Genomic DNA, 24,030 nt, shown 5'->3' on the forward strand with positions numbered 1-24,030 from the left:
ATCGCTTAGCTCATCTTCGCAACGAGGTCTTTTTGCAAGGTCTTGCATGCATAGACATACATAGCGCCAGCGATAATAAATATGCTGACGATGTAGATCATCGACCAGCGTAACCCTTCAGCGCTGGCAGAGAGGCAGGTTGCAGCTTTTGCCGAGCCCAATGCTGCAATCAGTTCTTCCGGTTTGCCTTTGCATATCTGGCCGGTCAGATCAGCAGCAAACTGTGAGCTAGCAAGTTCTGCGTTCATCAGGACATCACTCAATATGCCCATCACCAGCGGGCCGCAGCCATAGCCGATCAGATTGACGATGAACAGGAAAAGGGCAACGGCCGTCGCTCTCGACTGCGGGCTCGCGACGCCTTGGCAAATTGTATATTGCGCGCCCAGATAACCATAATGAAGGGCTGCCGCGACCAGCAGCACTGATAGCGCGAAAGGCACATTGTCGGTGGTGAACCCAATCCAATATAAGGGCGCACAGGCGATAAGCATGATCCCAGGCAACCAGGCGACCACGTTGGGAAAACGGATGCTCATCCGTTCGGTCAGATAGCCCGTCATGAAAGCGCCAAATGACGCCGCCAGGCCCAGTGGCACGGCTATTTGAAGCGCAACTTCAGAGATCGACATGACGTGCACGCGCTGAAAGAATGCAACCTGAAAATTGCTGACGCCATAGCCCACAAAGGCAACCAAGGCAGCCGCGATCATATTGACCCAAAACGTCCGTTTCGCGGACAATTCCTTGATTGTGTCGACCATGCCCATTTTTGTCGGCTTCACTGCCGTCGGGGGGTCGGCATAGCCACGAGGCGGCTCTTCAACCGTGAACAGGAAGATCAATCCGAACAAAATTCCGGGAATGCCGAGCGCCAAGAAGGCTTCGCGCCAAGAGAACATTTCGGTAATAGGTCCCCCGAACGCGTTGGCCAAAACCCCTCCCAGTGTAATCCCCATAGTATAGATCGCAATCGCGCGGGCGCGACTGCGGGGTGGAAAATAGTCGGAGATGATGGAGTTCGCGGCGGGTGTAAGCCCTGCTTCGCCTATTCCAACGCCAATACGAAAGACGAGTAAAGCTATGAAACTGCCCGCGATGCCGCACAAAGCCGTCATGAGTGACCATAGGATAACGCTTGCCGCTATGATCCTGACACGATTCATTCGTTCCGCAAGTCGAGCGATTGGAATGCCCATGACGGTATACATGAGTGCAAATCCAAAGCCGGACAGCAATCCAAATTGCCAATCCTGCAGTTTGAATTCTTCGATAATAGGTTGGGCCACAACCCCGATCAATATGCGGTCAATGAAATTGAGCGTGTAGAGAAGCATCAACGAGATGATCACGTAGTTACGATAACCATCGGATCGGTAGGCTTGTCCTGTGTTGGTCGCAGCCTGTGCCTGTGTCGCGTTCATATGCTCTCCATTTTTTTTGTAGTGATGGCCCGAACTCCATTGCAAGTCCAGCGGACTTTATAGCAATTTTCATCGGAACTTATGTTGGCAACGGCAGGATCACGAAAGTTGAATAGGCTTTATGAAATGTTGAGCTTCTGATAATGTAACATTAAGTATAGTCGTGTCACATAATTATGATCAGGGAGCAGGCATGGCAGGCAGAGCATGTTTTTTGCAATCCAATGTAGTTTTTCGAGTTGAATCTGAAGTCGAAATTCGACCCGTTCAATCTCCAGACACGCGATTTTGTGGACCGATGTCGACATGACGAATTCTGAGTTGGACGGACTAAACGATGGCCAGCGTGCATGTTTGCGGCTGGTGCTGGCGAACCTCAATTCCAAAGAGATTGCACGAGAATTGGGCGTGTCGCCTCATACTGTTGATCAACGCCTTCGCACCGCTCTGCGTGTGTTAAATGTGCAATCGCGTTTTGAGGCGGCGCGAAAATTTGCCTTGCTGGATCCAGAAGGAACGTATCAACCATTGATATATCAATCGCCAGCTGTTGAGCCTGAACAGAAAATCGGGAAACTGGGACGGTCAACGACAAGGACCGACAGCGAGAGTTTAGGTTCAAAGGATAATGTTTTAAATGCGGATGGCGGCGGTCCTGGTATTTTTCTTGAGCTAACTGGAACCCGACGTCGTCTTCCCATTCCGCGCTTGCGTGGCGAGAAAAATGATCTCGGTGCTGTCGAGCGGATAGGATGGACTATAGCGATTGCGATTGGAGCCGCCTTGTCTTTCGGCTGGCTAATCGCAGGGTTAGAAGCCCTATCGCGGCTTAGAGGATAGGCAACCATTCGGGCCCACCCAAGCGATCGTTGACAATGGAGCTTTTCAAAGCGCGAGACGCCGTTTCTCGCGAAAGGAATTATCATGTTGAAAAAACGATGCAATGCGTCAGAATATTGGACGACAAGATTATTCGAAGCAAAGCAGGCCGTTGATCCGGCTACGTGCAACATGGCTGAGCCCGTCAGTTTTGTGCCTGAAGCGCGAACGCGTGCAATTGTTGGCCAGAACGCATTCATGCAGACCACAAAGACATTCTCCGCATTATTGGGAGCGGGAAGGCAATCGTTTGCCACCCTCAACCGCTCAGTAGACACGCGTGATACATCTAGATTGCAGGCAACTGCTCCGAAAAGCGATGGCGCGAACCCGGCTGTTTTGGCGAGCCACAAGGCTGAAAAATCGTCCCGTTGGCTGACCATGTTTCCCAATCAACCGACAATTGATCCGCAACGGAAATGCTATTCGAGAAAGCCATAACACTGTGATCCTCAATATGTTCTGGGCCTATATCTATTACACCTTCCTCATCATTTGCTGTGGATATGCAATTTTCCGCGGTGGCCGGATCGAATTTTATGGAGCGGCTATGATGACAGTCGGGTCTTTATCGACGTTGGCTGCAGCTAGGCTGTTCGGGATGTCATGGCCGGGTGGGCAGGTCGGTATATTTGTCATTGAGATCGCTATACTTTTTGCGTTGATTCACTTGGTACTAAAATCCGACCGTTTTTGGCCGATGTGGGCAACCGCCTTTCATCTGCTCACGATATGCGTTCATTTTGCGATGACAATTGCACCACAAACCACCCCATGGGCTTTCGCTGCTGGCTCAGCATTCTGGGCTTTCCCAATGTTACTGGCCCTGGCGATCGGCTCCTGCGAACATGTAGAAAGCCCTCCAGGTCGCGAGCTTGATTCCGGCTGACCACCAAGCCTAGCCGACCAGCAGTGTTTGAGTCCTTTCTTTCACTTTCTGCAGAAGCACTGCTTCCGCAAATCTCGGAGTATGGCCATGGCAATTGATCCGATTCTGCTGTTTCTTGACTTTCTCCAAAAGGAACTACTGCTCTTTGCGAGCTTATGTTTCCTTATCGGTTCGATCGACGATCTGGTTTTTGACGGGATGTGGATCGTTCATCGGTTAAAACGCAAATTTTTTGTCTATTCGAGACACGAGCGGGCAACGGCAGAAAGCCTAAAAGGCTCTAAATCCGGCCGTAGATTGGCGATTTTTGTACCTGCATGGCAAGAAGCGCCTGTTATCGGCGCGATGTTGCAACGATGTTTGCAGCAATGGACATCGACCGAATATCGCATTTATGTCGGTTGCTATCCAAATGATTCTGAAACCGTCGCGGCGGTTGCAACTGCATGTTCTGGAACAGCTAAGGTCCGTCTCGTCATTTGCCACAACAATGGGCCGACAACGAAGGCGGATTGCCTCAATCATCTCTGGGCTGCTCTTTGCAGAGATGAAGTCGAAGAAATGCGAAACTATGCTGCCGTTATTCTGCACGATGCAGAAGATCTTGTTCATCCGCAATCGTTGAAGCTTTTTGAACATCTGATTGGTCGAGCGGCATTGGTTCAGCTGCCGGTTATTCCTCGCAGAGCGAATGGATCGCGCTGGATTGCGGGTCACTACGGCGATGAGTTTGCCGAATTGCACGGCAAGCAAATGGTCATGCGCGAGGCACTGGGGGCTTCAATTCCTTCTGCTGGTGTCGGTTGCGCTTTTGCTCGGGATGGCTTGCTAAACTTGTCTCTCCAAACGCAGGGAAAGCCTTTCGATGCGGAGAGTATGACCGAAGATTATGAATTGGGTCTCAATCTGACGAGTGGGAAGTCCCGTGGCATTTTTGCGCGGTTGCGTGATCAGCACGGGCAACTTGTCGCGACGCAGGAGTTTTTTCCGGACAAGTTGGACGATGCGATTAGGCAGAAAAGCCGGTGGATGGCGGGAATATCTTTGTCTGGATGGGATAGGCTAGGCTGGAAAGACAATTGGCGAGAGAACTGGATGCGACTCCGCGATCGGAAGGCGAGCTTAGCCGCGATTGTTCTCGCCATTGCTTATTTTGCCGTAATTTTGACCATTTTGCTGTTAGTCGCGCAAATCTTAGGTGTGCATAGCGTCCAACCGGTATCCCAATTTCTTAGAATATTGCTTTTCATCAATGCGGGGCTTCTCGTTTGGCGGATCATATCAAAATGTTACTTTGTTTTCGCACTTTACGGTTTGCGCGAAGCCATCTTATCAGTCCCGCGGACCATCGTGGCCAATCTGATCAATATCCTGGCATCCTGGCGAGCCATTGGTCATTACATTGACCATCTTGCCGGGCATCCCGCAACTTGGGAAAAGACCCGCCACTTCTATCCTGAAGCTGAGAATATTAGAGAGCTGAGAACACAGCATTCCGTTCGTGAACGGAGTCAATAAATTGCGTTCGACAACTGCCGGTGCTCCGATCCGGGCGATTGGCGCTTTGGCTATGTTCTGGATATTGATGCGGATCATTGTCTGGAATGTCCCCTATAATCCCGACACTGGGCCAAAGAAGCCACTTCAAGCTAGGGAAACATTCGCCGACAGCGTTCTAGAAGGAGAATCTCAAAGACCATGTTTGACAGGATGTAGCGATGGCGGGGCCATTGGGTTTCCTAGCAATCCTAAGCAAGGCCAGAATGTCATGATGCTGATCGACAGGCCAGTCAGAAACAATGAAACGAGGGACATGGATCCGATTGTGTCAATGCCTCGTCTTCGACATCAGGCAATCCAATCGAGGATTGATGCAACGCCTTATATTCCTGATGGATTTCTTGAGGCAGTTCACAAAGCTTCACCGGAAATTGTGATCCATGCACCACCATCGCAAAAACCAAGTCAACGCCGTCCGGATAAAAGACTCGAGAGCTATTTTTGGACCTTCGTGCGGCAAGCCACTCGAGACATAAATTCGAGTGAACGGATAGGGAGCCCCAATATATCCAATGGTCAATATGGAGGTAGCCAAGTCGGAATGATGTTATCTTATCCTATAACTAGGAAACCCCGTCCCGATGTGTTGGCCTATGCTCGTGTCACCGCCGCGCTGGCGCCGTTAAGACAAGAGGAAGTGGCTTTTGGCATGAGAGTCCGCCCCATGAACAGCATACCATTTTCTCTCTATGCCGAAAAAAGGTTCGGTTTGGATTCAGGCAGCGATCAAGGGGTGGCCGTTTTTGTTGCGGGAGGAACGAACCCAAAAAGGATCATCGAAAAGCTAACGTTCGAGACTTACGGTCAGGCAGGGTATGTTGGTGGCAAGACCGGAACATATTTTTATGATGGCTCTGCGACTTTACAACGGTCGATCGTTGAACATGATCGCAAGAAACTTGCCATCGGCGCTGGAGTTTGGGCTGGTGGCCAACGCGATATTGCCAGAGTGGACATTGGACCAAGGGCTGATTTTGAAATGCCTCTTGGCTCCGTATCAGCGCGGATAGCCGTTGACTGGCGGTTTCGAGTTGTCGGCAACGCCCAGCCCGAAAGCGGATTGGCGATAACCGTTTCATCAGGGTTTTGAACCGCCCTGTTTTTTGCTGTTGTTCGGCAAAAGGACCGATTTCTCGCCTTTCATATGGTAACGCTCTTTATCCCGCAACAAAAAGAGATTAGTCCCTTGGCTATATGGACATTTACCTGCCAATCGCCAGTCTCTCGGTTAATGCTTTCGTCATTGTCCTTCTCGGGGGGCTGGTGGGTATTTTGTCTGGAATGTTTGGCGTCGGCGGCGGCTTTCTGACCACTCCGTTGCTTATTTTCTACGGCATACCTCCGACAGTGGCTGCTGCTTCAGCATCGACTCAGGTTACCGGCGCCAGTATTTCTGGCGTTGCAGCCCATATGCGCCGCAAGGGAGTGGACTTTCGTATGGGGGCAATCTTGGTGGTAGGGGGTATTGTTGGCACAATAATTGGCACCGGCCTGTTTCAAATTTTGCAGCGATGGGGGCAGATAGATACGGTCATCAATGTATTATATGTCCTGATGTTATCCAGCATCGGCGGCCTGATGTTCAAAGAATCCCTACAGAGCGTGAGAGCATTGCGCGCTGGCAAACCGCTACCCGCACGAAAGCGGCGGCATCATCCCTTGGTTGCCAACCTGCCATTTCGATGGCGTTTCTATCGCTCCGGTCTCTATATCTCCCCGATCGCACCATTTGTGCTCGGCCTGCTCACCGGTATTCTAACGATGTTGCTGGGTGTCGGCGGAGGTTTCATCATGGTGCCTGCCATGCTCTATTTGCTGGGCATGGGGGCGCAAGTGGTTGTGGGAACTTCATTGTTTCAGATATTGTTTGTCACTATCGCATCGACGATGATGCACAGTATGACTACGCGTGCGGTGGATATTGTCTTGGCCTCTTTGCTGCTTTTGGGCAGCGTGACAGGAGCGCAATTGGGCGCAAAATTTGCGCAACGGATGCGTCCTGAATATTTACGGTTAAGTTTGGCGACGATGGTGCTGCTCGTTGCATTGCGTATGATGTTGGGCTTGGGATTCCAGCCGGACGAGATTTATACGGTGCAACTCTTGTGAGACATTTCCACATCCCTTTGATTCGACTGTTAGCAGTGTTTGGAATCGCAACTTTGACCCTGGGAGCTACACCGGTTCTGGTTCCTGAAGTCTCGCAGGATCGGATCAGTATCAGAGGTGATTTTAACGGCGCGCAATTGTTGCTGTTCGGAGCGATTACCTATCCACCGGGTACTCGCAATTCCGACCAGGCTGATATTGTTGTGGTCTTGAAGGGGCCTGTTGAATCGATTGTCGTTCGCGAGAAACAACAAATTGCCGGGATCTGGATCAATGCAGCGAGCAGCGAATTCCGTTCCGCTCCCGGATTTTACGCAGTTGCTTCGTCCAATCCGATTGAGGAGATTGTCGACGGGAAAACGGCAGATATCTATGAATTGGGATTGGACCATTTGCAGCTTTCTCCCGCCGGAGCGATTGATAGCCGGAAACTAGATCGTTTCGTTGATGGACTTGTGGACCTCAATTCGCGGGGCAGTCTGTTTAAGAAGCTGCCCAATAGCGTCAAGATTACCAATAGTGTCTTGTATCAGGCTCGGATAAATTTGCCAGCGAGCGTGCCTGTGGGCGACTATACGGCAGAAACTTTTCTCATTCTTGATGGTCGCGTAGAGGCGGCCGAGGTTAAAGAAATTACCATTGAGAAAACGGGAATGGGGCGATTTATCACCAACCTCTCTCAAGAGAACGGATTTCTCTATGGTCTGATTGCCGTTTTTATATCGGTTTTCCTCGGATGGTCTGCGGGTTATTTGTTCCGCAAAATGTGACGCTATCGGCCGATAATATAGTTGTACCGGATGAAGAGTAAACTTTCCTTAACCATGATCGCCTAATCCCGTGTTTTGACCAGTAAAACAGGAAAAACGGTAATGTCGGACATGGGATCCCACAACTTCCCCGCAACTGCACCCACCTCGGTTTCAGCAGATGGAACTCAGAGTGATGGAAGCGGCGGCGCCGCTCCAAAGCGCAGCGAAGGTTACAAAATCGGTGAAGTGATCGAAATTGCCGGTTCGGGCTCTAAAATTGTCCTGGACTCGTCAGTTCTTACCGGACTGCTGGAGCATCCTGATCCTACCATCAGAATGGCTGGCCAGGTGGGTAGTCAGGTTAAAATCCGCGTCGGTCAGACCTGGTTGCTAGCCAATATCAGGACCCAAAAGCTCTATGAAGGACAATCGGGGCTGGTGATTGCCGAAATCGATTTTCTTGGTGAAGGTGACGAAGAGCAACTGACTGGACATATATATAATTTTCGACGCGGTGTGACCCGTTACCCAACGCCCGCCTCTTTGGTCTATGCGGTGACTACGGCCGATCTGAAACAGGTATATGCGTCAGATGGTCGCGCCAATGTTGAAATCGGGACTGTCTATCCGACGGATGATATCCGTGGTGCATTATATGTTGATGCAATGCTCGGAAAGCACTTCGCCCTGTTGGGTTCTACAGGTACTGGTAAGTCCACTTCTGCGGCTCTGATCCTTCACAAGATTTGCGACCTTGCCCCCGAGGGTCACATAATCATGGTCGACCCGCATGGAGAATATTCTGCAGCCTTCAAAGACAACGGTAAGTTGTTTGATGTGAATAACCTCAACCTGCCTTATTGGTTGATGAACTTTCGTGAGCATTGCGAGGTGTTTGTCCAATCGAAAGGCGATGCCAAGCAGATGGATTGTGATATTCTCGCAAAATGCCTCCTTGCAGCCAAAGCCAAAAATCAGGCATCTGCAGGTGTTGCTAAGCTCACGGTGGATTCCCCGGTTCCCTATTTGCTTTCAGATCTGACAGGTATTCTTCAGAATGAGATGGGGAAACTCGATAAGTCAACGAACAGTGCTCCTTACCAGCGGCTTAAATCCAAAATTGATGAGATTAAGGCTGATCCGCGTTTTAGTTTCATGTTTTCCGGTATGCTTGTCGGCGACACTATGGCGGCCTTTCTTTCAAAGATTTTTCGCCTACCGGCCGAAGGCAAACCAATTTCGATTATTGATGTTTCGGCCATGCCGTCTGAAGTTACACCAACTGTGGTCTCGGTCCTCAGTCGTCTTGTGTTTGATTATGCAATCTGGGCTCGAAATGAACCGCAGCGGCCAATGCTTTTGGTTTGCGAGGAAGCGCATAGATATATTCCTAATGATGATGTCGCCGAGGAAAGCAGTGTTCGTGATATCCTGAGCCGTATTGCCAAAGAAGGCCGGAAATATGGGGTCTCTTTGGGCCTGATTACCCAGCGGCCATCCGATCTGGCGGAAGGCGTGCTCTCACAATGCGGCACAATCTTGTCGATGCGTCTGAACAATGATCGAGATCAGGCTTTCGTGAAAGCGGCGATGCCGGAAGGCGCGCGTGGTTTCCTCGACTCTATCCCTGCTTTGCGTAACCGGGAGGTTATTTGCTGTGGTGAAGGTGTCGCGATTCCGATCCGCGTTTCGTTGGATACGTTGGCGGAAGAACGTCGCCCGGCTTCGGAAGACCCAGTCTTCTCAGACCTGTGGCGAGAACATGGTGGCGAAGAAGAAATCATTCAGCGGGTTATCAAACGCTGGAGATCACAAGGCCGGTAATTTTTGATGGGGCTGTTGGTCCATTGCCATTGGCCGTTAATCGATAGTTCGTATCAAAGTTTTTGATATCGATTACATCCGTAGTCATTAGGCCGCGCATTCAGCGAGGCATACTGAAATGGAGTATTCGATGCTTGATAATCGTAATTTTCGGCTGCTTGCCGGGCTAGGGCTTGCCGTTGCAACAATATTACCAGCGATGGCAAGCCATGCGCGGGATACTGAGCGCAAATTTAACTCAGAATGGAGCGCAGAGCTTGCGAGCGAGATCAAGGCCCAGGTTATAGCGGGCTTGGCTGAAGGTGCCATCGGCATGGAGCAAGGGGCTGACGAGATGCTCCGCGGCGCCGACGAGTTGGAGGCTTATGCTGATCGGCTGGAGCAAGATGCCGAATTCCGCAAACGTGAGGCTGCTCGGCAGAGTGAGTGGAAAGACGAGAAAATCACAGCGCAGGACTTGCTAAAAAGTGCGCCCAAAATGAGGCGTGGCGCTGAAAAAATGCGGCTGGGTGCGCAGAAAATGCGAGCCGGTGCAGAAAGAATGCGACGCGGTGATGCTAACTAGCAGCGATATCTGGGGACGGGAGCCCGCGGTAACAAGGCTCCCGTCTTTAATGGTTTTCGAAGCCAAAGCGGTCTCTTATGAGCAGCTGTCTGCGCAAGAGCGGAATTAGCCCAAACGGTCGATCGCTGACTGTAAGCGTTCTGTCTCGGCTTCTTTATCCGCCAAATCGGCTCGGGCTTTGTTGACCGCTTCCGGTTTGGCTTTCTCAACAAAATTGGGATTACCGAGGCGACCGGAAAGCGATTTTGCTTCCTTTTGGGAGGCTTCAAGCGCCTTGGTCAGCCTGCCTTTCTCGGCATCAATGTCGATGGCACCGGCCAGCGGTAGCACATAGGTTGCCCCGTCGACGACGATCTGCGCCGAAGCGCCTTCCGGAGCGGGATCGAAAGATATAGCTTCCAGACGACCAACTCGATCCAATGCTGCATTTTGACGGACTATCTTGGCCTGCAGACTCTTATCACCATCCCGAACATGCGCGGTCATTTTGGTGCCAGGAGCAATGTTAAGTTCGACTTTGGTGGAACGCACTTCCGACACAAGTTTGATCAACCAATCAATTTCGGCTTTTGCTTCGCTATCAACGGCCGCTTTCGGCGCAGGCCATTTTGCGACGATCAAGTCATAGCTTCGGCCACCTCTTTCTTGGGCCATCGCCTGCCATAGCTCTTCAGTGATGAACGGCATGAACGGGTGTAGCATCACGATGATCTGGTCGAGAACCCAACCGGCAACCAGACGGGTTTCATCCGCAGCGCTTGCATCTTCCCCTTGCAACAGTGGCTTAATCAATTCGAGATACCAGTCGCAGAACCGGTCCCAGGTGAAGTGATAAATTGTGTTTGCCGCAGCATCGAAACGCAGGTCGTTCAGTGCTTTATCTAGAGCTTGCTGGGTCTCGATGACTTCCGAAATGATCCAGCGATTGACGGGTAGGGCGGCTTCCGGTGCGGCAAGTGTCTTGCTAGCGCCAATGCCATTAACTTCACAAAAACGGGATGCATTCCAAAGCTTGGTTGCGAAATTGCGATAGCCTTCAACGCGCTTGTCATCCATTTTGATGTCGCGGCCCTGGCTTTCCATCGCCGCCATGAAGAAGCGCAGTGCATCGGCACCATATTGTTCAATAAGCCCCAACGGATCGACGACATTGCCTTTTGATTTGGACATTTTCGAACCATCTTCGGCGCGCACCAGCCCATGAAGATAGAGCCGTTTCCAAGGCACTTCTTTCATGAACTGAATGCCTTGCATCGCCATCCGTGCATCCCAGAAGAACAGGATATCAAAACCCGAAATCAACAAGTCATTGGGGTAATGACGTTCAAGGTCTTCGGTTTTCTCCGGCCAGCCGAGCGTGCCGAAGGGCCAGAGCGCAGAAGAGAACCATGTGTCGAGGACATCGGGATCACGCGTGAGATTGGCTCCGTCTCCCGCTTGCGCCTGCGCTGCTGCTTCATCTTCAGCTACATAGATTTTGCCATCTTCGTCAAACCATGCGGGAATCTGGTGGCCCCACCAGAGTTGCCGGGAAACGCACCATGGCTGGATGTTCTCCATCCAGTTGAACCAGGTTTTCTCCCAAGTCTTGGGGACAATTTCGATACTGCCATCGCGCACGGCTTTGATCGCAGGCTGCGCCAAAGTCTCGGCATCCACATACCATTGGTCCGTAAGCCAGGGCTCGATCACCACACCGCCGCGATCGCCAAAGGGCGTCGCTATTGTGCGTGGCTCTGCATCATGTTTAACTTCTTCGCCATCTTTGTTCTTGGAAACATGCGGTATCAGGAGTCCGAGCTCTTTAAGCCGTTGCACGATCAATTCGCGTGCACCGTTTACACCATCGCGCTTAAATCGATGCAGTCCGATATATTCGTCTGGCACCAGACCGTCTGCAGTTTGACAGACATTTGCTTCGCCATCGAGCATGTTGAGCATCTCGCCTGCAGCGAGACCAGCGCGTTTTCCGACCTCAAAATCGTTAAAATCATGGCCCGGTGTGATCTTAACTGCACCAGAACCCAGCTCGGGATCTGCATGTTCGTCGGCAACAACCTTGAAGCGGCGACCGGTAATTGGCTGCTCGATTTCCTTATCAATAATGCTCTTGTAACGTTCATCACTTGGGTGAACGGCAACCGCCATGTCGGCCAGCATCGTTTCGGGCCGCGTTGTTGCAACTTCGATATAGTCCCGGCCGTCATCCAGCTTCACGCCGTCGGCGAGGGGGTATTTGAAATGCCAGAACGAACCCTTGGTATCGGTCGTTTCGACTTCCAAATCAGAAATAGCCGTTTTCAAGGCTGGATCCCAGTTAACCAGCCGTTTGTCGCGATAGATTAGACCATCATTGTAGAGATCGACAAAGACCTTGAGGACGGCCTCGTTCATGCCTTCGTCCATGGTGAAGCGTTCGTTCGACCAATCCATGGAACAACCAAGACGGCGCAACTGCTTGGTTATCGTACCGCCGCTTTCTTCTTTCCATTCCCAGACTTTCTCGACAAATTCCTCGCGGGAGAAATCGGTGCGCTTTTCCTGGCGCTCGTCCATCTGGCGTTCGACGACCATCTGGGTCGCAATGCCCGCATGATCCATGCCGACTACCCAGAGCGCGTCTTTGCCCTTCAATCGTTCATGGCGAATGATGATGTCTTGCAGCGTATTGTCGAGCGCATGTCCGATATGCAGTGACCCGGTCACATTGGGTGGTGGGTTTACGATCGTATAGGGTTCGGCATCCTTGCGGTCCGGACGGAATAATCCCTTGGTTTCCCAATGCTCATACCAGCGTGCTTCAATGGCTGCCGGATCGAAATTTTTGTCTAAAGTCATAAGGAGCCTTTGGCATTGGTTTAGGCGCGAGACAACAGTGTAATCGTCACCAATCAAAGACTGCAATCTTGCACCGACGGTTAGAACATCCGGAACAGGCTTCTGGTTAAACCAGCAGTTTTGAAATCTGAACCGACTGCCATGTGATGCCGTTTGGTATACTAGCGCGGTAGGATCGTATCAATTTCGGCATTGGCTTTGGCTCGAAGTTGGCGCTTACAGGCTGCGAACCCAGGCTGCGCGTTCATTTCTTGTGCTTTGGCCACAGACTTGTTTATCAAATCCTCGGGCATGATGGTGGCTTCGACCATTCCGGCACCAATGGCTTCATTGGGTTGAAGCAACATGCTCGATAGCGCGAGCCGGCGGCGCCAGGATGGTTCCAGCCAATGGTCCAGTATCGCTTGCGGGACTGCAGGGAAGGGAAGGCCAGCTTTGGCCTCGGGCAAGCCGATTTTGTAATGGCCAGTAGATGCGTAGATCCAATCGGCGCAGAGCATCATGATCCCGCCGGCGCCAATCGCATTGCCGTTGACTGCGCATACAACTGCACAAGGGAGCCGATGGAGGGCTGCTGCAAAATTGTTAATGGCCGCAACAGCTCTCTTCTGGCCGGCTTCATCCAACGCCGCAGCCACTTTTGTATCCATGCCGCAGGTAAAATGCTCGCCAGCCCCAGTCAGGACAACACCCCCGTTTGGAGGGTCTTTTGCTATAGCTTGTAGCGCTGCAGTGCCTTCTTCTAGTAAATCGGGGTTGAGCGTATTGCGTTCACCATTGGTCAGTGTGATGACGATTGTGCCATCACGGTTCTCGGTCAGGAAATAGGTCATTTGGCTTTGCTTTCAGACTCGGTTTCAACCGATGTCCATTTGGCCATCCAGTCAAATATATTGCGATGCCATTGGACACTGTTCTTTCCCTTGAGCACCCAGTGGTTTTCATCTGGGAATATCAAAAGCTTGGATGGGATGCCCATTTCCTGAGCATAGGTGAAGGGCATGATTGATTGCGTGTAAGGAATACGGAAATCCTTTTCTCCGTGGACAAACAGGGTCGGTGTTCTCCAGTTTTCGATCTTGTTGATCGGATTCCATTTTTCCGGGTCAGCGCGTTTCCACCACGGGCCATTGTGATCCCATTGATCGAACCACAATTCCTCTGTGCTAAAGGCAAAGCTGCGCAAGTCGAAAATCCCGGCGTGGTTCACGAGACAGTCGAAGCGATCGGGCCAGTTGCCTGCAATCCAGTTCATCATATAGCCGCCATAAGAACCGCCGAGGGCGCAGGAGCGCTCGCCGTCTATTTGCAAATCGATTTTGAGAGCCGCTGCATATCCCTTTTTCAGATCTTCCAGGGGTTTGCCGCCCCAGTCCTGATTAATACTGTCTGTGAATTCTTGTCCGTAGCCAGCCGACCCATGAAAATCGACGGTCACGACAGCATAGCCTTGTGATGCCATCACCTTCGGGTTCCAGCGGCTGGACCAGCTATTGCCAAAACTGCCTTGCGGGCCTCCGTGGACGAGGAAAGCCATGGGAAGTTTGCCTGACGCGCCTTGGGGTTTGATGATTTGGCCCCAGACCTGTTCCCCCTTAGCGCCGGAAAAGTCGAACCGCTGAATTTCAACCGGATTAATTTCCTGAAGTTTGTGGCCATTGATGTTGGTTAGTTGTCTCACAGTTCCATCGGCTGTCCGACGATATAGATCGGTGGGCGCCTGTAAGCTGTTCATTGTGTAGATGAGGGAGCCGTCTCGCAGGGGAATAGTGGTCCCGACATTTCCGCCCGCGGTTAGTCGTTCAACATTGCCCGTCTTTACGTCCACTGCGTAGGCGGGATGATCGAGCACGTCCTGAGCGGTTACAATAAGTTTCTTGTCGTCCGGGGTCCAGACGATTGAACCGACAGAGCGGTCCCAGTCTTTGGTCAGGGCAATAGCGTCGCTTTCGTCGGAGCCCTTGCTGCGCAACTTCACGACGAGGCGATCGGACTCATAGCCCGGACGCTTCATCGCAGCCCATGCCAGCCATTCACCATCGGACGAAAAGGTGGGAAGCGTATCGGTGGCTTTGTTTGCGGCCGTAAAATTGACGGTTTCTTCGCCATTGGCCATGGTGCCATAGATATCGAGATTGGTTGATTTGGGCTCATTGCGATCCGCAATCCTTAGCGTGAAAAAAACGCCTTCTTCGCTTGGAACCCAGGAGATTTCCTCGCCACCGCCAAATGGCTTTGAAGGACTGTCGCCGATCAGGTCTCCGTCTAGCGCTGCGCCTTCGCCGACAATTTTTCCGTCCTTCAGATCAAAAGCAAATAGCCGGCTGTAATTGCCCGGCGTTTCCCAGCTCGACCAATGTCTGATGAAGAGTTCGTCATATTCCCGGCCGGTTCCTGGACCGGGTTCCGCGCGATTTCCGCTTTGCTCGCAGCCAAAGGTTGGGCAATCTCGGGCCATATCACCCCACAGCGCGACTTTTTCTCCGGAGGGGGAAAGTTTGAAGCCAGCAATATCCGTTTTCAGATCACTTGCTTGAACAGGTTCCTCAATATTATTGTCGGATGAGATATCAGCATGCCAAAGCTGTTCCGAACCACTGGCATCGCTGAGATAATATAGGCTACCATCAGGCGCAAACGCTGGGCTATGTTCGCTTTTGCCGGCTTTATCTACAATACGAACTGGCGCGGCATTGTTTGCGTCAACGTTGACGAGATAAAGCGCACTGGACCGCTCATAGCTCTCGGGATCGGTTTCTGTAACATCATAAGCGGCCCATTTCTCATCCGGAGAAACGGCAACAGACCCCATCCGTTTCAGCGTAGCGAGATCTTCCGCCGACATCGGTCGAGCCGAAGCAAATGTTGGGGCAAGAACAGTGCTTGCTAGTAGCAAACCGGTGAGTGTTTTTAAAAAATCTGTCATGACCGATGGTTTAGCACGGCTGCCTGACAAGGCAATTGGGATTAGTTTGAAAGGTCTATTTGTCGCCCAGCCGCTGAATTTCACGGGTTACCAGCTCTTCAACGAGATTCGGTAGATTTTGATCAAGCCATTGCTTGATCATCGGCCGCATCAGTTCACGGGTCAGATCTTCCAGAGATGTATTGCCAGGTTGTTGTGGCTGTGCCCGTCGCCCGATCGCTTCCTTTTCAACCAGTGCGGACAGCGATTGGCGCATACTATCGAGCTTGTTATCATCAATGAGCCGTTCTTCTCTGCGGCGATCACCGAATACGCCCTGGGCAGCCGAATTGTCGCGTTCTGGCAGTTCGTTGGTCAGTTCGAGCACTTCTTCCTTTTTTTCCACCGGCTTTGAATCCGGAACGGCTTGCAATGCTGGCTTGCTTCTGCGGGACTGAGGACCGTCCACGTCGATCGCCTTATCGTCGGCAATGATGCGTTTGATCGATGAGAGAATTTCTTCCATCGACGATTCTCTATTTTGCTCTGCCATCCGTAAAACCCCCAAACTTGCTTCCCGTTGCCGGAACCACTTAGCCCCAAATCGCTTATCGCGGCGTTGGCATCTCAGGCAACGGCTCTATCTCCGCTTTTTGCGCCTTAGTGTCAACGGTTCTGGTCGCTTGTGGTGTGGGGTTTGGGTTACTTTGATAGTCATAAAAGCTATCGTCGACCCGGTCGTAATTGATATCTGGATCGTAGAGCGGACCGCCTTCCAAGCCAAGATCCTGAGCTTCGGCACGCCCCATAGCGGCCAGCAAAGAAAAACCGGCCACATAGCTGCTGCGCCGCGCCGTCACCAGCTGTACTTGAGCATTTAGCAATTCCTGCTCTGCGTTCAGTATATCCAAAATGGTTCGGTTTCCGACCGAGTTTTCCGCGCGGACACCCTCCAACGACAGGCTTGCGGCTGCTACGGCCCGCTCGGAGGACTGAATAACGCGTTCTGAAGCACGCCAACTAGAATAGGCTGCGCGAGTCTGTGCGATCACATTGCGCTCGACCGCGATTAACTGCTCATAAGCTTGTCCGGATCGCGCTTGCGCTTGTCGAATCAGGGCGGCAGGGCGGCCACCCTGATAAATTGGCATAGTCGCCCTGATTCCAACTTCAGCCGTGGATTGCTCCTGGATGAAAGTCGTTCCCGGTATGTTACCGCCGAGTGTCCCGTGGAAATTGACATAACGCCCTTGAGCATAGGTCGAAACTCTTGGTTTGTTTCCTGCACGGGCTGATTTAATGTCAAATTCAGCGGCCTCACTGCGCTCCTTAGCGGCGAGTAGATCGGGGTTATGTGCCATTGCCAGGTCAACGGCCTGATCAGGCGTTTCAGGCAAATTAGGCAGAGGCGGAGGTGGCTCCAAATCCCCTGGCACTTGGCCGACAAGAGCGATGTAATTTTCTTTGCTGCGGATCAGGCTGGCGCGTGCCGTTTCCAAATCGCTTTTCGCAATTGCCAACCGGGCTTCAGACTGAGCCACGTCAGTTCGCGTTAAATCGCCTATTTCGAAGCGGTCGCTGGTAGCTTCCAGATTGACTGCGAGAACGCCGACATTCGCGCGATTGAGTTTCACGACTGCCGAATCGCGAATGACATCCATATATGTAGCAACGACATTGCTAAACACGCTGGCTTCGGTCGCGCGCAGGTCAAGTTGACCCGCTTCCACTCTTGTTCTGGCCGCGCGGATCGCATTTTTGACAGCGCCACCGGAATAGATCGGAACGTCAATTGATCCGCCCGCTGTGGATTGTCGCAACGGAGCAGTGAAGCTATTGGCGCTCCGTACAAAATTTTCTTGAAAACCAAAGTCGCTGGTGGCGTTCGGACGTCCGTCTGCTTTTGCAATAGCCACGGTTTCGTCAGTCGCTCGCTGGCCAGCGCGTGCGCCGGACAAAGTTGGGTTGGTCTGATAGGCGGCTACCAAAGCGTCGCGGAGCGTGTCAGCCTGAACGGGCGCTGACAGCACTGCCAGTATTGCGGTTCCGATGAAAAGGCGACGACTACTCATTTCGATACTCTCCCGAACGCCTTAAAAATCGAAACTTTTAGTTTGTTCAAAGCCGGGCAAGGCACAAGCCCCGCAATCGGCAAAATATTGATAGCCGACATGCTCGCCGGCAGTTCGGCCTAGGGCCAGGCGGGAGACGCCATCATTCATAACAGCAACCACAATTCGTCCATCCGGCGTGAGTTGATCGATCACGGATTGAGGAACTTGCTCCACCAAACCGTCAATGACGATCACGGAATAGGGGGCCGATTGAGCCCATCCGCCGGCATGATCACCGGTCTCGACATTGACGCCAGCGATGCCTGACAAGTTTTTCTTAGCGACGGTTGCCAGTTTCGTATTCTGTTCGAGCGCTGTTACAGAGTCGGCGAGCTGGGCCAAAACGGCGGCCGTATAACCAGTGGCGGCGCCGATCAGAAGCACATTATCTTCCTTCGTGACATGTGCCACATTCACTAAGCGTCCAGTAGTAAGCGGCGGATTCAAAGCGCGCCCTTCACCAATTTGAACGCCGCGGTCGGCATAGGCAAAGCTGCGCTGGGCAGCAGGCACAAAATCTTCCCGCGCGACATCGTTCATCGCAGCAATAACGCGAGGATCGCTAACGTCGGTCGTACGCAACTGGCTTTCCACCATGGCTTTGCGCATTTGTTTGAAATTTTCCTGGCCCAAGCGTCAATCCTCGCAATGAATTTTCAAATGTACATGCCACGTCTGTATTATTAACACAATACACTATGTCATGGAATTGGATGCTTCTAGCCCGCCTTGGCACGTGCGCCAAGATGGATTCATGTTAATTTGTAAGGACTGCGTCTTTTACGCGACAATTGATGCTGTTTGCCCGTTGATGCTGGCTTAAAATTGGGGGTAGCAACTTTGGGTTGACTTTCTTGGCAAACCGAAGCAATTCGCGCCCTCTCTCCGGCCCGATGGCGGAGTGGTGACGCAGCGGATTGCAAATCCGCGCACCCCGGTTCGATTCCGGGTCGGGCCTCCAGAGACTGTTTCCTCTACATCGTCGGTTGCTGGCTATGGGCTCTGGTTATTTTTTATCAGGCTTCTTTGGGCATCTGCCCGTATAAGTTTGGACAACTGCATCTGGTTTTCTTTTCTAAGAAAATTCTTCAAGATGACTCGCCTGATCTCGTCCAAAGCGCGTCAATCCGTCGGTCCGCGCTCCATTGCAAAATAACCGTCACAATTGAGTCTCTGAAGCGTCACTCAAACAGCATCCGTGGGTCATGTCCTGTCCCTAGTGCCCTTCCCGAGGGCGATGGGGAGCGGTTGATTCGAATCCGCATCGTTTGATCTGAATCTATCAAATCAGTTTTTTGCGGAGACCAATCCCATGTTGAATAAGCAATTTCGTTCCGTTCTATTTGCCGGTGTGGCTGCACTTGCCGTGACTGCATGCGGTGCAGATGATGTCGCGTCACCCGGCGAAGGTAATATTGTCGTGCTGCCGTCGCCGACCCCGGCGCCAACTCCAGCGCCGACGCCGACTCCTACCCCGACCCCAGCAGGAACACCGGCAACAGATTGTCCGACCGGCACAGCGAATGTTGGCACGATAACGACAGGCAATGGCGAGCAAGCTCGCAACTGTCAGGTTTCCGGAATCATTCAGGGCAATCTGGTGTTGCCGAAGCGGCCAGACACCCAAAATACAGTCTATTCTCTTTCCGGAGGCGTTGAAGTTGGCGTTGATGGCGGTGCACAAGGCATCCTGACAGTTGAGCCAGGCGTTACGGTTTTCGGTTCCTCGGGCGGAGATTTCCTGTTGGTCAATCGTGGCTCTCAGCTTTTTGCCGAAGGTACCGCTTCCAGGCCCATTATCTTCACGTCACGCCAGAATATATTGGGGACATCCGGTGTCGACAGCATCGGTCAATGGGGTGGCATCGTCATTTTGGGACGTGCCCCGATTTCAGACTGTGCAACGGGTGGCGCATCCAATCCGGGTGGAAGTCGGACCGATTGTGAGGCGATCGTCGAAGGGCCTTCCAATGCAGTATACGGCGGAACTTTGCCCGCGGATTCCAGCGGCAGACTGTCTTATGTCCAGGTTCGTTATCCGGGTTTTGAAGTATCACCCGGCAATGAGTTGAACGGGATCACGATGGCGGGTGTGGGTAGCGGAACCTTCTTCCAGAATATCCAAATCCACAATAGTTCCGATGATGGTGTGGAATGGTTCGGTGGCCGGGTGAACGGCAAGAACCTTGTCATGACTGGTATTGATGATGATTCGGTTGACTCCGACTCAGGTTTCAAAGGGCATAATCAGTTTGTTCTCGCAGTTCAGCGCGCAAATGGCGGTGATCATGTTATGGAGGCTGATTCCAATGGCGACGAAGATGCGGAACCACGTCAGGATCACAAGCTTGCCAATGTTACCTTTGTCTCCAACGGTGGTGACCATGTAATCCTGCTGCGCGGTGGAGGTGACTATGCCTTCTACAACAGCGTTTTCAACAGCTCTTCTGCTTGTATCGACATTGATAGCGCAACGACCATCCAGACAACGGGAACGGACGAAAATGGTCCACCTGTTTTTGAATCGCTCTTCATGAGCTGTGCAACATCATTTGTGGACGATGGTAATATCACCGTTGCCCAGATTCAGACCATCTTCAATGCAGGTTCCAATAACACGGCAGCAGGAACCTCTAGTCTGGCCAATGCGTCCGCGGCATTCCCGTTCATCAACGGGGCTACGGAAAATGCAGTCACCCCTTTTGCGGTCAGCGCGATCAACAGCTTCTTTGAAGATGTCAGCTACATCGGCGCTGTGCAGGATGCGAATGATACGCGTTTCCAGGGTTGGACGTGCGGTCTTTACGCCAATGATTGTGTGACAGCTCCAACAATCGGCTGAGCAACAACCTTATCGTGGGATGGCGGCCGTTTTGGTTTGCCATCCCATTTTCAATCTTATGAAGGAAGATCCGATGACGAAGCGGACAGCGATGATTACCAGCCTGCTCTTCAGCACTGCATTGGTATCGCCTGTGGCACATGCGCAGACCACGGCGATCGACAAACCGGCGATGGCCAAAGCACAACCTGACGATGTGTCTGTTGATGACGCAGATGTTGATATTTCAGCACCTGGCGGCGGTTTTGGCGGAGAAATAGTTGTCCGAGGCAAGTATATTCCCAACCCTATTCGCGCAACATCTGAGGTTGTTTCAGTTTTGGGTGAAGCGGAAATTGCGCGGGCAGCTGACGGAGATATTGCAGGATCTTTGCAACGGGTAACTGGCCTTAGCGTCGTTGGTGGGCGGTTTGTTTTTGTTCGCGGTCTGGGAGAGCGCTATTCACTGGCGCTGCTTAACGGCTTGCCGTTGCCGTCTCCCGAACCGCTTCGCCGGGTTGTGCCTCTCGATCTCTTCCCAACAAGCGTGATCGCCTCGACGGTTGTGCAAAAAAGTTATTCGGTAAATTACCCGGGAGAATTTGGCGGTGGGGTAATTAATCTGACCACAAAAGCGACACCGGACGAACCTTTCCTGAAGGTCAAATTCGGGGTCAGCGGTGATAGCGAGACAACGGGTAAGCTGGGCTATACCTATGATGGTTCTGATAGGGATCTCATCGGCTATGATGATGGCGTGCGTGACATTCCGAGCGGCCTTGCTCAGGCTATTGCTAAAAACATTCCGATTTCCGTCGGCACTGATTTTTCCAGCACAGATTTACAGAATTTTGCAGCGAGCTTGAACAATGCTCAAACCAATCTCATTCAACGCAACATGGATGTTCCGGCGAATTTCTCGGCAGAGATTACTGGAGGAACATCATTTGACGTGGCTGATGCCTTGGTGGGTGTTGTGGCAACTGCGGGTTTCGACAACAGTTGGCGCACCCGCGGCGGTGTCCAGCAAACTTCGCAGGGAATTGTCAATATCAACGGAGAAGCTGGACTGCTTCCCGATCAAAATTTCAATTTCGTAACCACCGAGAATCGCATCATCGTCAATGGATTACTGGGTCTGTCGGCTGAATTTGGCGAGCATAGATTGCGCTTTACCAACCTCTATATTCACGACACGTCAAAGGAAGCGTCAATCAAGGCTGGAGTCGATGCGATCAACGTCGACGAAGAAACCTTGCTCAATCAAGGTCGCTCGAGCTGGTTTGAGCGACAGTTGTTCACCACCCAATTTGTCGGCGAGTTCAAGTTTGATGAAATTGCATTGGATGTTCGCGGGGCCTGGGCGAACTCCAAGCGGGATGCACCCTATCAGAGAACCTATAGCTATGCTTTCGACAAGATCGTTGCGCAGGATTTTGTCAATGATCTCACATCACCGGGAGAGTCAGCCCGTGTGCAGTTTAGCGATCTAAATGATGACGTCTACGGTGCCGGCGCTGATCTGGGTTACGAAACCAACATCGGTGTGCCGGTAAACCTGACCATCGGATATAATTATTATCTCAACGACAGGCAGGCCCAGCGTCGGGACTTTAGATTTGTGCCGGCCAACGGCTTGCCCAATCCGATCGATCAGGAACGGATCGACTTTCTGCTATCCGATTATAACGTCTTCACACATGAGATCGAATTGCGTGAAGTTGCCGCACAGACTTCGGTTCCTGCTTATGCAGCCCAACTGGAAATTCATGCGGGCTATGGACAATTTGATGCTGAATTGAGTGAGGGGTTACGCTTGAACGTTGGTGTTCGTTACGAGGATGCTAAGCAATCAGTAACACCTATCTTATTGCAAGGTGGAGCATCCAATGCCGCGACCAATCTGGCCAATGACTATTGGCTTCCTGCAGCCACATTGACCTGGAATTTTGCTGATGACATGCAATTCCGCCTGGCTGCATCAAAAACTGTCGCCAGGCCGCAATTCCGGGAACTTGCGCCGCAGCAGTTTCTTGACCTCGATACCGACCGTACCTTTATCGGCAATCCGCAGCTCACTGATAGCGAGTTGCTGAACTTTGAAGGCCGCTTTGAATATTATATAGGGCGCGGCGAACGCATTACGGTTGCTGGCTTTTACAAGGAAATCGACAATCCAATTGAAAATGTGGCCTTTGTACAGGGCGGCGGCACATTGTTCACCGGGTTTTCCAATGCACCCACGGGAGAACTTTACGGTGCTGAACTCGAGTTGGTAAAATATTTTCCGCTCTATGATTTGGGTGGCAGTTTTTTTGAGAACCGTCGCCTGCTGTTGGCAGCCAACTATACCTATACCAAGTCGAAGATTAAGGTGATGTCCGGCGATCAAGCGATCAATCCGGTAACGCTGCAGCCAACGGATGCTTCTAATCTGTTTAATAATGGTGACCGCTTGACTGGCCAATCTACCCATGTGGCGAATTTGCAATTTGGGATGGAACGGGAAGATGGCCCACTGTCACAGCAAACGATTCTGGCCACGTACAATAGCCCGCGAGTCACCGCACGGGGGCCGCAGGATCAACCCGATTTGATCGAACGGACTGGATGGCAACTGGACCTCGTCCTGCGGGAAGAGTTAAACATTGCAGGGCAGGACTTTGAATTGAAATTCGAAGCACGGAACGTTCTGGGGACCAATTACAGTGAGTCGCAAACTTTAGGCGCAACGCAAATTTTGAATAACGCATATGACGTCGGTACGCGTTTTTCGATGAGTATCGGACTAAACTTCTAGTCCAGAGCCTGTAACCTATGTGTAAAAAAGGAGTCGCCGCTGCGTCACATCATTTCCGTATCCAATATGTGGATGACAACGGAAGGATATTGTGATGCGCGGCGAATCTTTGATGACCCCTGCTTTGTCCCCTTTGCTGTCTCTCCCCTATTCCTATGCCCGTGACCATGGTCTGTTGCTCTGCGCGATGGAAGGCGGCCGGGCATCCTTGGCGATGCGTGCGGGTTCTGATCCATCTGCCTTGCTGGAGGTGCGGCGCTATCTGGCACTGCCTTTTGACGTGGAGTTGGTCGACGGCCCGGCGTTCGAAAAGCTGCTGAGTGATCATTATGCGATGGACGGCAGTGCTGCAGCCATGGCCCAGAACATTGGTGGCGATATGGCGCTGGCGGGGGAAGGGTTGGACGATATAGCCGGCGACATTCCCAGCGCCGAAGATCTGCTGGACAGCGCGGACGACGCGCCGACCATCAGACTGATCAACGGGATTATTGCAGAGGCAGCAAGACAGGGTGCCTCGGACATTCATATCGAGCCTTATGAGACCGGC

Annotated in this window: 18 protein-coding genes, 1 tRNA gene and 1 pseudogene; 13 read left to right on the forward strand and 7 right to left on the reverse strand. The window is 52.0% G+C overall.

Annotated features, from left to right (window positions below; genetic code table 11):
• Positions 1-5: 5 nt before the first annotated feature.
• Complete coding sequence (locus ABJV08_RS06445) at positions 6-1,424, reverse strand: MFS transporter (RefSeq protein ID WP_348036946.1); 1,419 nt, start codon at positions 1,422-1,424, stop codon at positions 6-8.
• Between the two features lie 306 nt (positions 1,425-1,730).
• Between ABJV08_RS06445 and ABJV08_RS06450 the strand changes: the two genes are divergently transcribed.
• From ABJV08_RS06450 to ABJV08_RS06490, 9 genes are all read left to right on the forward strand, one after another.
• Positions 1,731-2,264 (forward strand): helix-turn-helix transcriptional regulator, encoded by a 534-nt coding sequence (locus tag ABJV08_RS06450; protein WP_348115073.1) that lies wholly within the window; start codon positions 1,731-1,733, stop codon positions 2,262-2,264.
• An 84-nt stretch (positions 2,265-2,348) separates the two neighbouring features.
• A complete protein-coding gene (locus ABJV08_RS06455; RefSeq protein WP_348036950.1) occupies positions 2,349-2,744 on the forward strand; it encodes a hypothetical protein in 396 nt (131 codons plus the stop codon).
• Between the two features lie 4 nt (positions 2,745-2,748).
• Positions 2,749-3,192 carry a hypothetical protein gene (locus ABJV08_RS06460; protein WP_348036952.1) on the forward strand — a complete coding sequence of 148 codons (444 nt, stop codon included), beginning with the start codon at positions 2,749-2,751 and terminating at the stop codon, positions 3,190-3,192.
• A gap of 87 nt (positions 3,193-3,279) precedes the next feature.
• Positions 3,280-4,710 (forward strand): glycosyl transferase family protein, encoded by a 1,431-nt coding sequence (locus ABJV08_RS06465; protein WP_348036954.1) that lies wholly within the window; start codon positions 3,280-3,282, stop codon positions 4,708-4,710.
• Positions 4,711-4,960: 250 nt separating this feature from the next.
• Positions 4,961-5,842: a hypothetical protein gene (locus ABJV08_RS06470; protein ID WP_348036956.1), complete on the forward strand. Its 882-nt coding sequence runs from the start codon at positions 4,961-4,963 to the stop codon at positions 5,840-5,842.
• A gap of 104 nt (positions 5,843-5,946) precedes the next feature.
• Positions 5,947-6,861, forward strand: a complete 915-nt coding sequence (locus tag ABJV08_RS06475) for a sulfite exporter TauE/SafE family protein (RefSeq protein WP_348036958.1) — start codon at positions 5,947-5,949, stop codon at positions 6,859-6,861.
• Between the two features lie 53 nt (positions 6,862-6,914).
• Positions 6,915-7,631, forward strand: a complete 717-nt coding sequence (locus ABJV08_RS06480) for a TIGR02186 family protein (protein ID WP_348036960.1) — start codon at positions 6,915-6,917, stop codon at positions 7,629-7,631.
• A 102-nt stretch (positions 7,632-7,733) separates the two neighbouring features.
• On the forward strand, positions 7,734-9,437 hold the full coding sequence (locus tag ABJV08_RS06485; protein ID WP_348036962.1) for a DUF87 domain-containing protein: 1,704 nt from the start codon (positions 7,734-7,736) through the stop codon (positions 9,435-9,437).
• A gap of 130 nt (positions 9,438-9,567) precedes the next feature.
• Entirely contained in the window at positions 9,568-10,002 is a 435-nt protein-coding gene (locus ABJV08_RS06490) for a hypothetical protein (protein ID WP_348036964.1), read from the forward strand.
• Positions 10,003-10,107: 105 nt separating this feature from the next.
• Here the strand turns inward: ABJV08_RS06490 and ABJV08_RS06495 are convergent, their stop codons facing one another.
• The 6 genes from ABJV08_RS06495 to ABJV08_RS06520 all read right to left on the reverse strand — a co-directional run bounded on the left by ABJV08_RS06495 (position 10,108) and on the right by ABJV08_RS06520 (position 18,468).
• Positions 10,108-12,840: a valine--tRNA ligase gene (locus ABJV08_RS06495; RefSeq protein WP_348036966.1), complete on the reverse strand. Its 2,733-nt coding sequence runs from the start codon at positions 12,838-12,840 to the stop codon at positions 10,108-10,110.
• Between the two features lie 161 nt (positions 12,841-13,001).
• Positions 13,002-13,673, reverse strand: a complete 672-nt coding sequence (locus ABJV08_RS06500) for an enoyl-CoA hydratase/isomerase family protein (RefSeq protein WP_348036968.1) — start codon at positions 13,671-13,673, stop codon at positions 13,002-13,004.
• Positions 13,670-15,766 carry a S9 family peptidase gene (locus ABJV08_RS06505; RefSeq protein ID WP_348036970.1) on the reverse strand — a complete coding sequence of 699 codons (2,097 nt, stop codon included), beginning with the start codon at positions 15,764-15,766 and terminating at the stop codon, positions 13,670-13,672. Before ABJV08_RS06505 ends, ABJV08_RS06500 begins: the two co-directional genes overlap by 4 nt.
• Positions 15,767-15,821: 55 nt before the next feature.
• On the reverse strand, positions 15,822-16,298 hold the full coding sequence (locus ABJV08_RS06510) for a DUF2497 domain-containing protein (protein WP_348036972.1): 477 nt from the start codon (positions 16,296-16,298) through the stop codon (positions 15,822-15,824).
• Between the two features lie 55 nt (positions 16,299-16,353).
• On the reverse strand, positions 16,354-17,817 hold the full coding sequence (locus ABJV08_RS06515; protein ID WP_348036974.1) for a TolC family outer membrane protein: 1,464 nt from the start codon (positions 17,815-17,817) through the stop codon (positions 16,354-16,356).
• Positions 17,818-17,838: 21 nt separating this feature from the next.
• Complete coding sequence (locus ABJV08_RS06520) at positions 17,839-18,468, reverse strand: protein-L-isoaspartate O-methyltransferase (protein WP_348036976.1); 630 nt, start codon at positions 18,466-18,468, stop codon at positions 17,839-17,841.
• 278 nt (positions 18,469-18,746) lie between these two features.
• Here ABJV08_RS06520 and ABJV08_RS06525 point away from each other — a divergent pair.
• The 4 genes and pseudogenes from ABJV08_RS06525 to ABJV08_RS06540 form a co-directional block, all read left to right on the forward strand.
• Positions 18,747-18,820: transfer RNA gene (locus tag ABJV08_RS06525), tRNA-Cys, on the forward strand.
• Between the two features lie 351 nt (positions 18,821-19,171).
• A complete protein-coding gene (locus tag ABJV08_RS06530) occupies positions 19,172-20,701 on the forward strand; it encodes a hypothetical protein (protein ID WP_348036978.1) in 1,530 nt (509 codons plus the stop codon).
• A gap of 73 nt (positions 20,702-20,774) precedes the next feature.
• A complete protein-coding gene (locus ABJV08_RS06535) occupies positions 20,775-23,480 on the forward strand; it encodes a TonB-dependent receptor (protein ID WP_348036980.1) in 2,706 nt (901 codons plus the stop codon).
• Positions 23,481-23,574: 94 nt separating this feature from the next.
• Positions 23,575-24,030: pseudogene (locus ABJV08_RS06540) on the forward strand (type II secretion system protein GspE); the annotation flags it as partial.

Source organism: Parasphingorhabdus sp. (genome assembly GCF_039982395.1).
Lineage (GTDB): Bacteria > Pseudomonadota > Alphaproteobacteria > Sphingomonadales > Sphingomonadaceae > Parasphingorhabdus.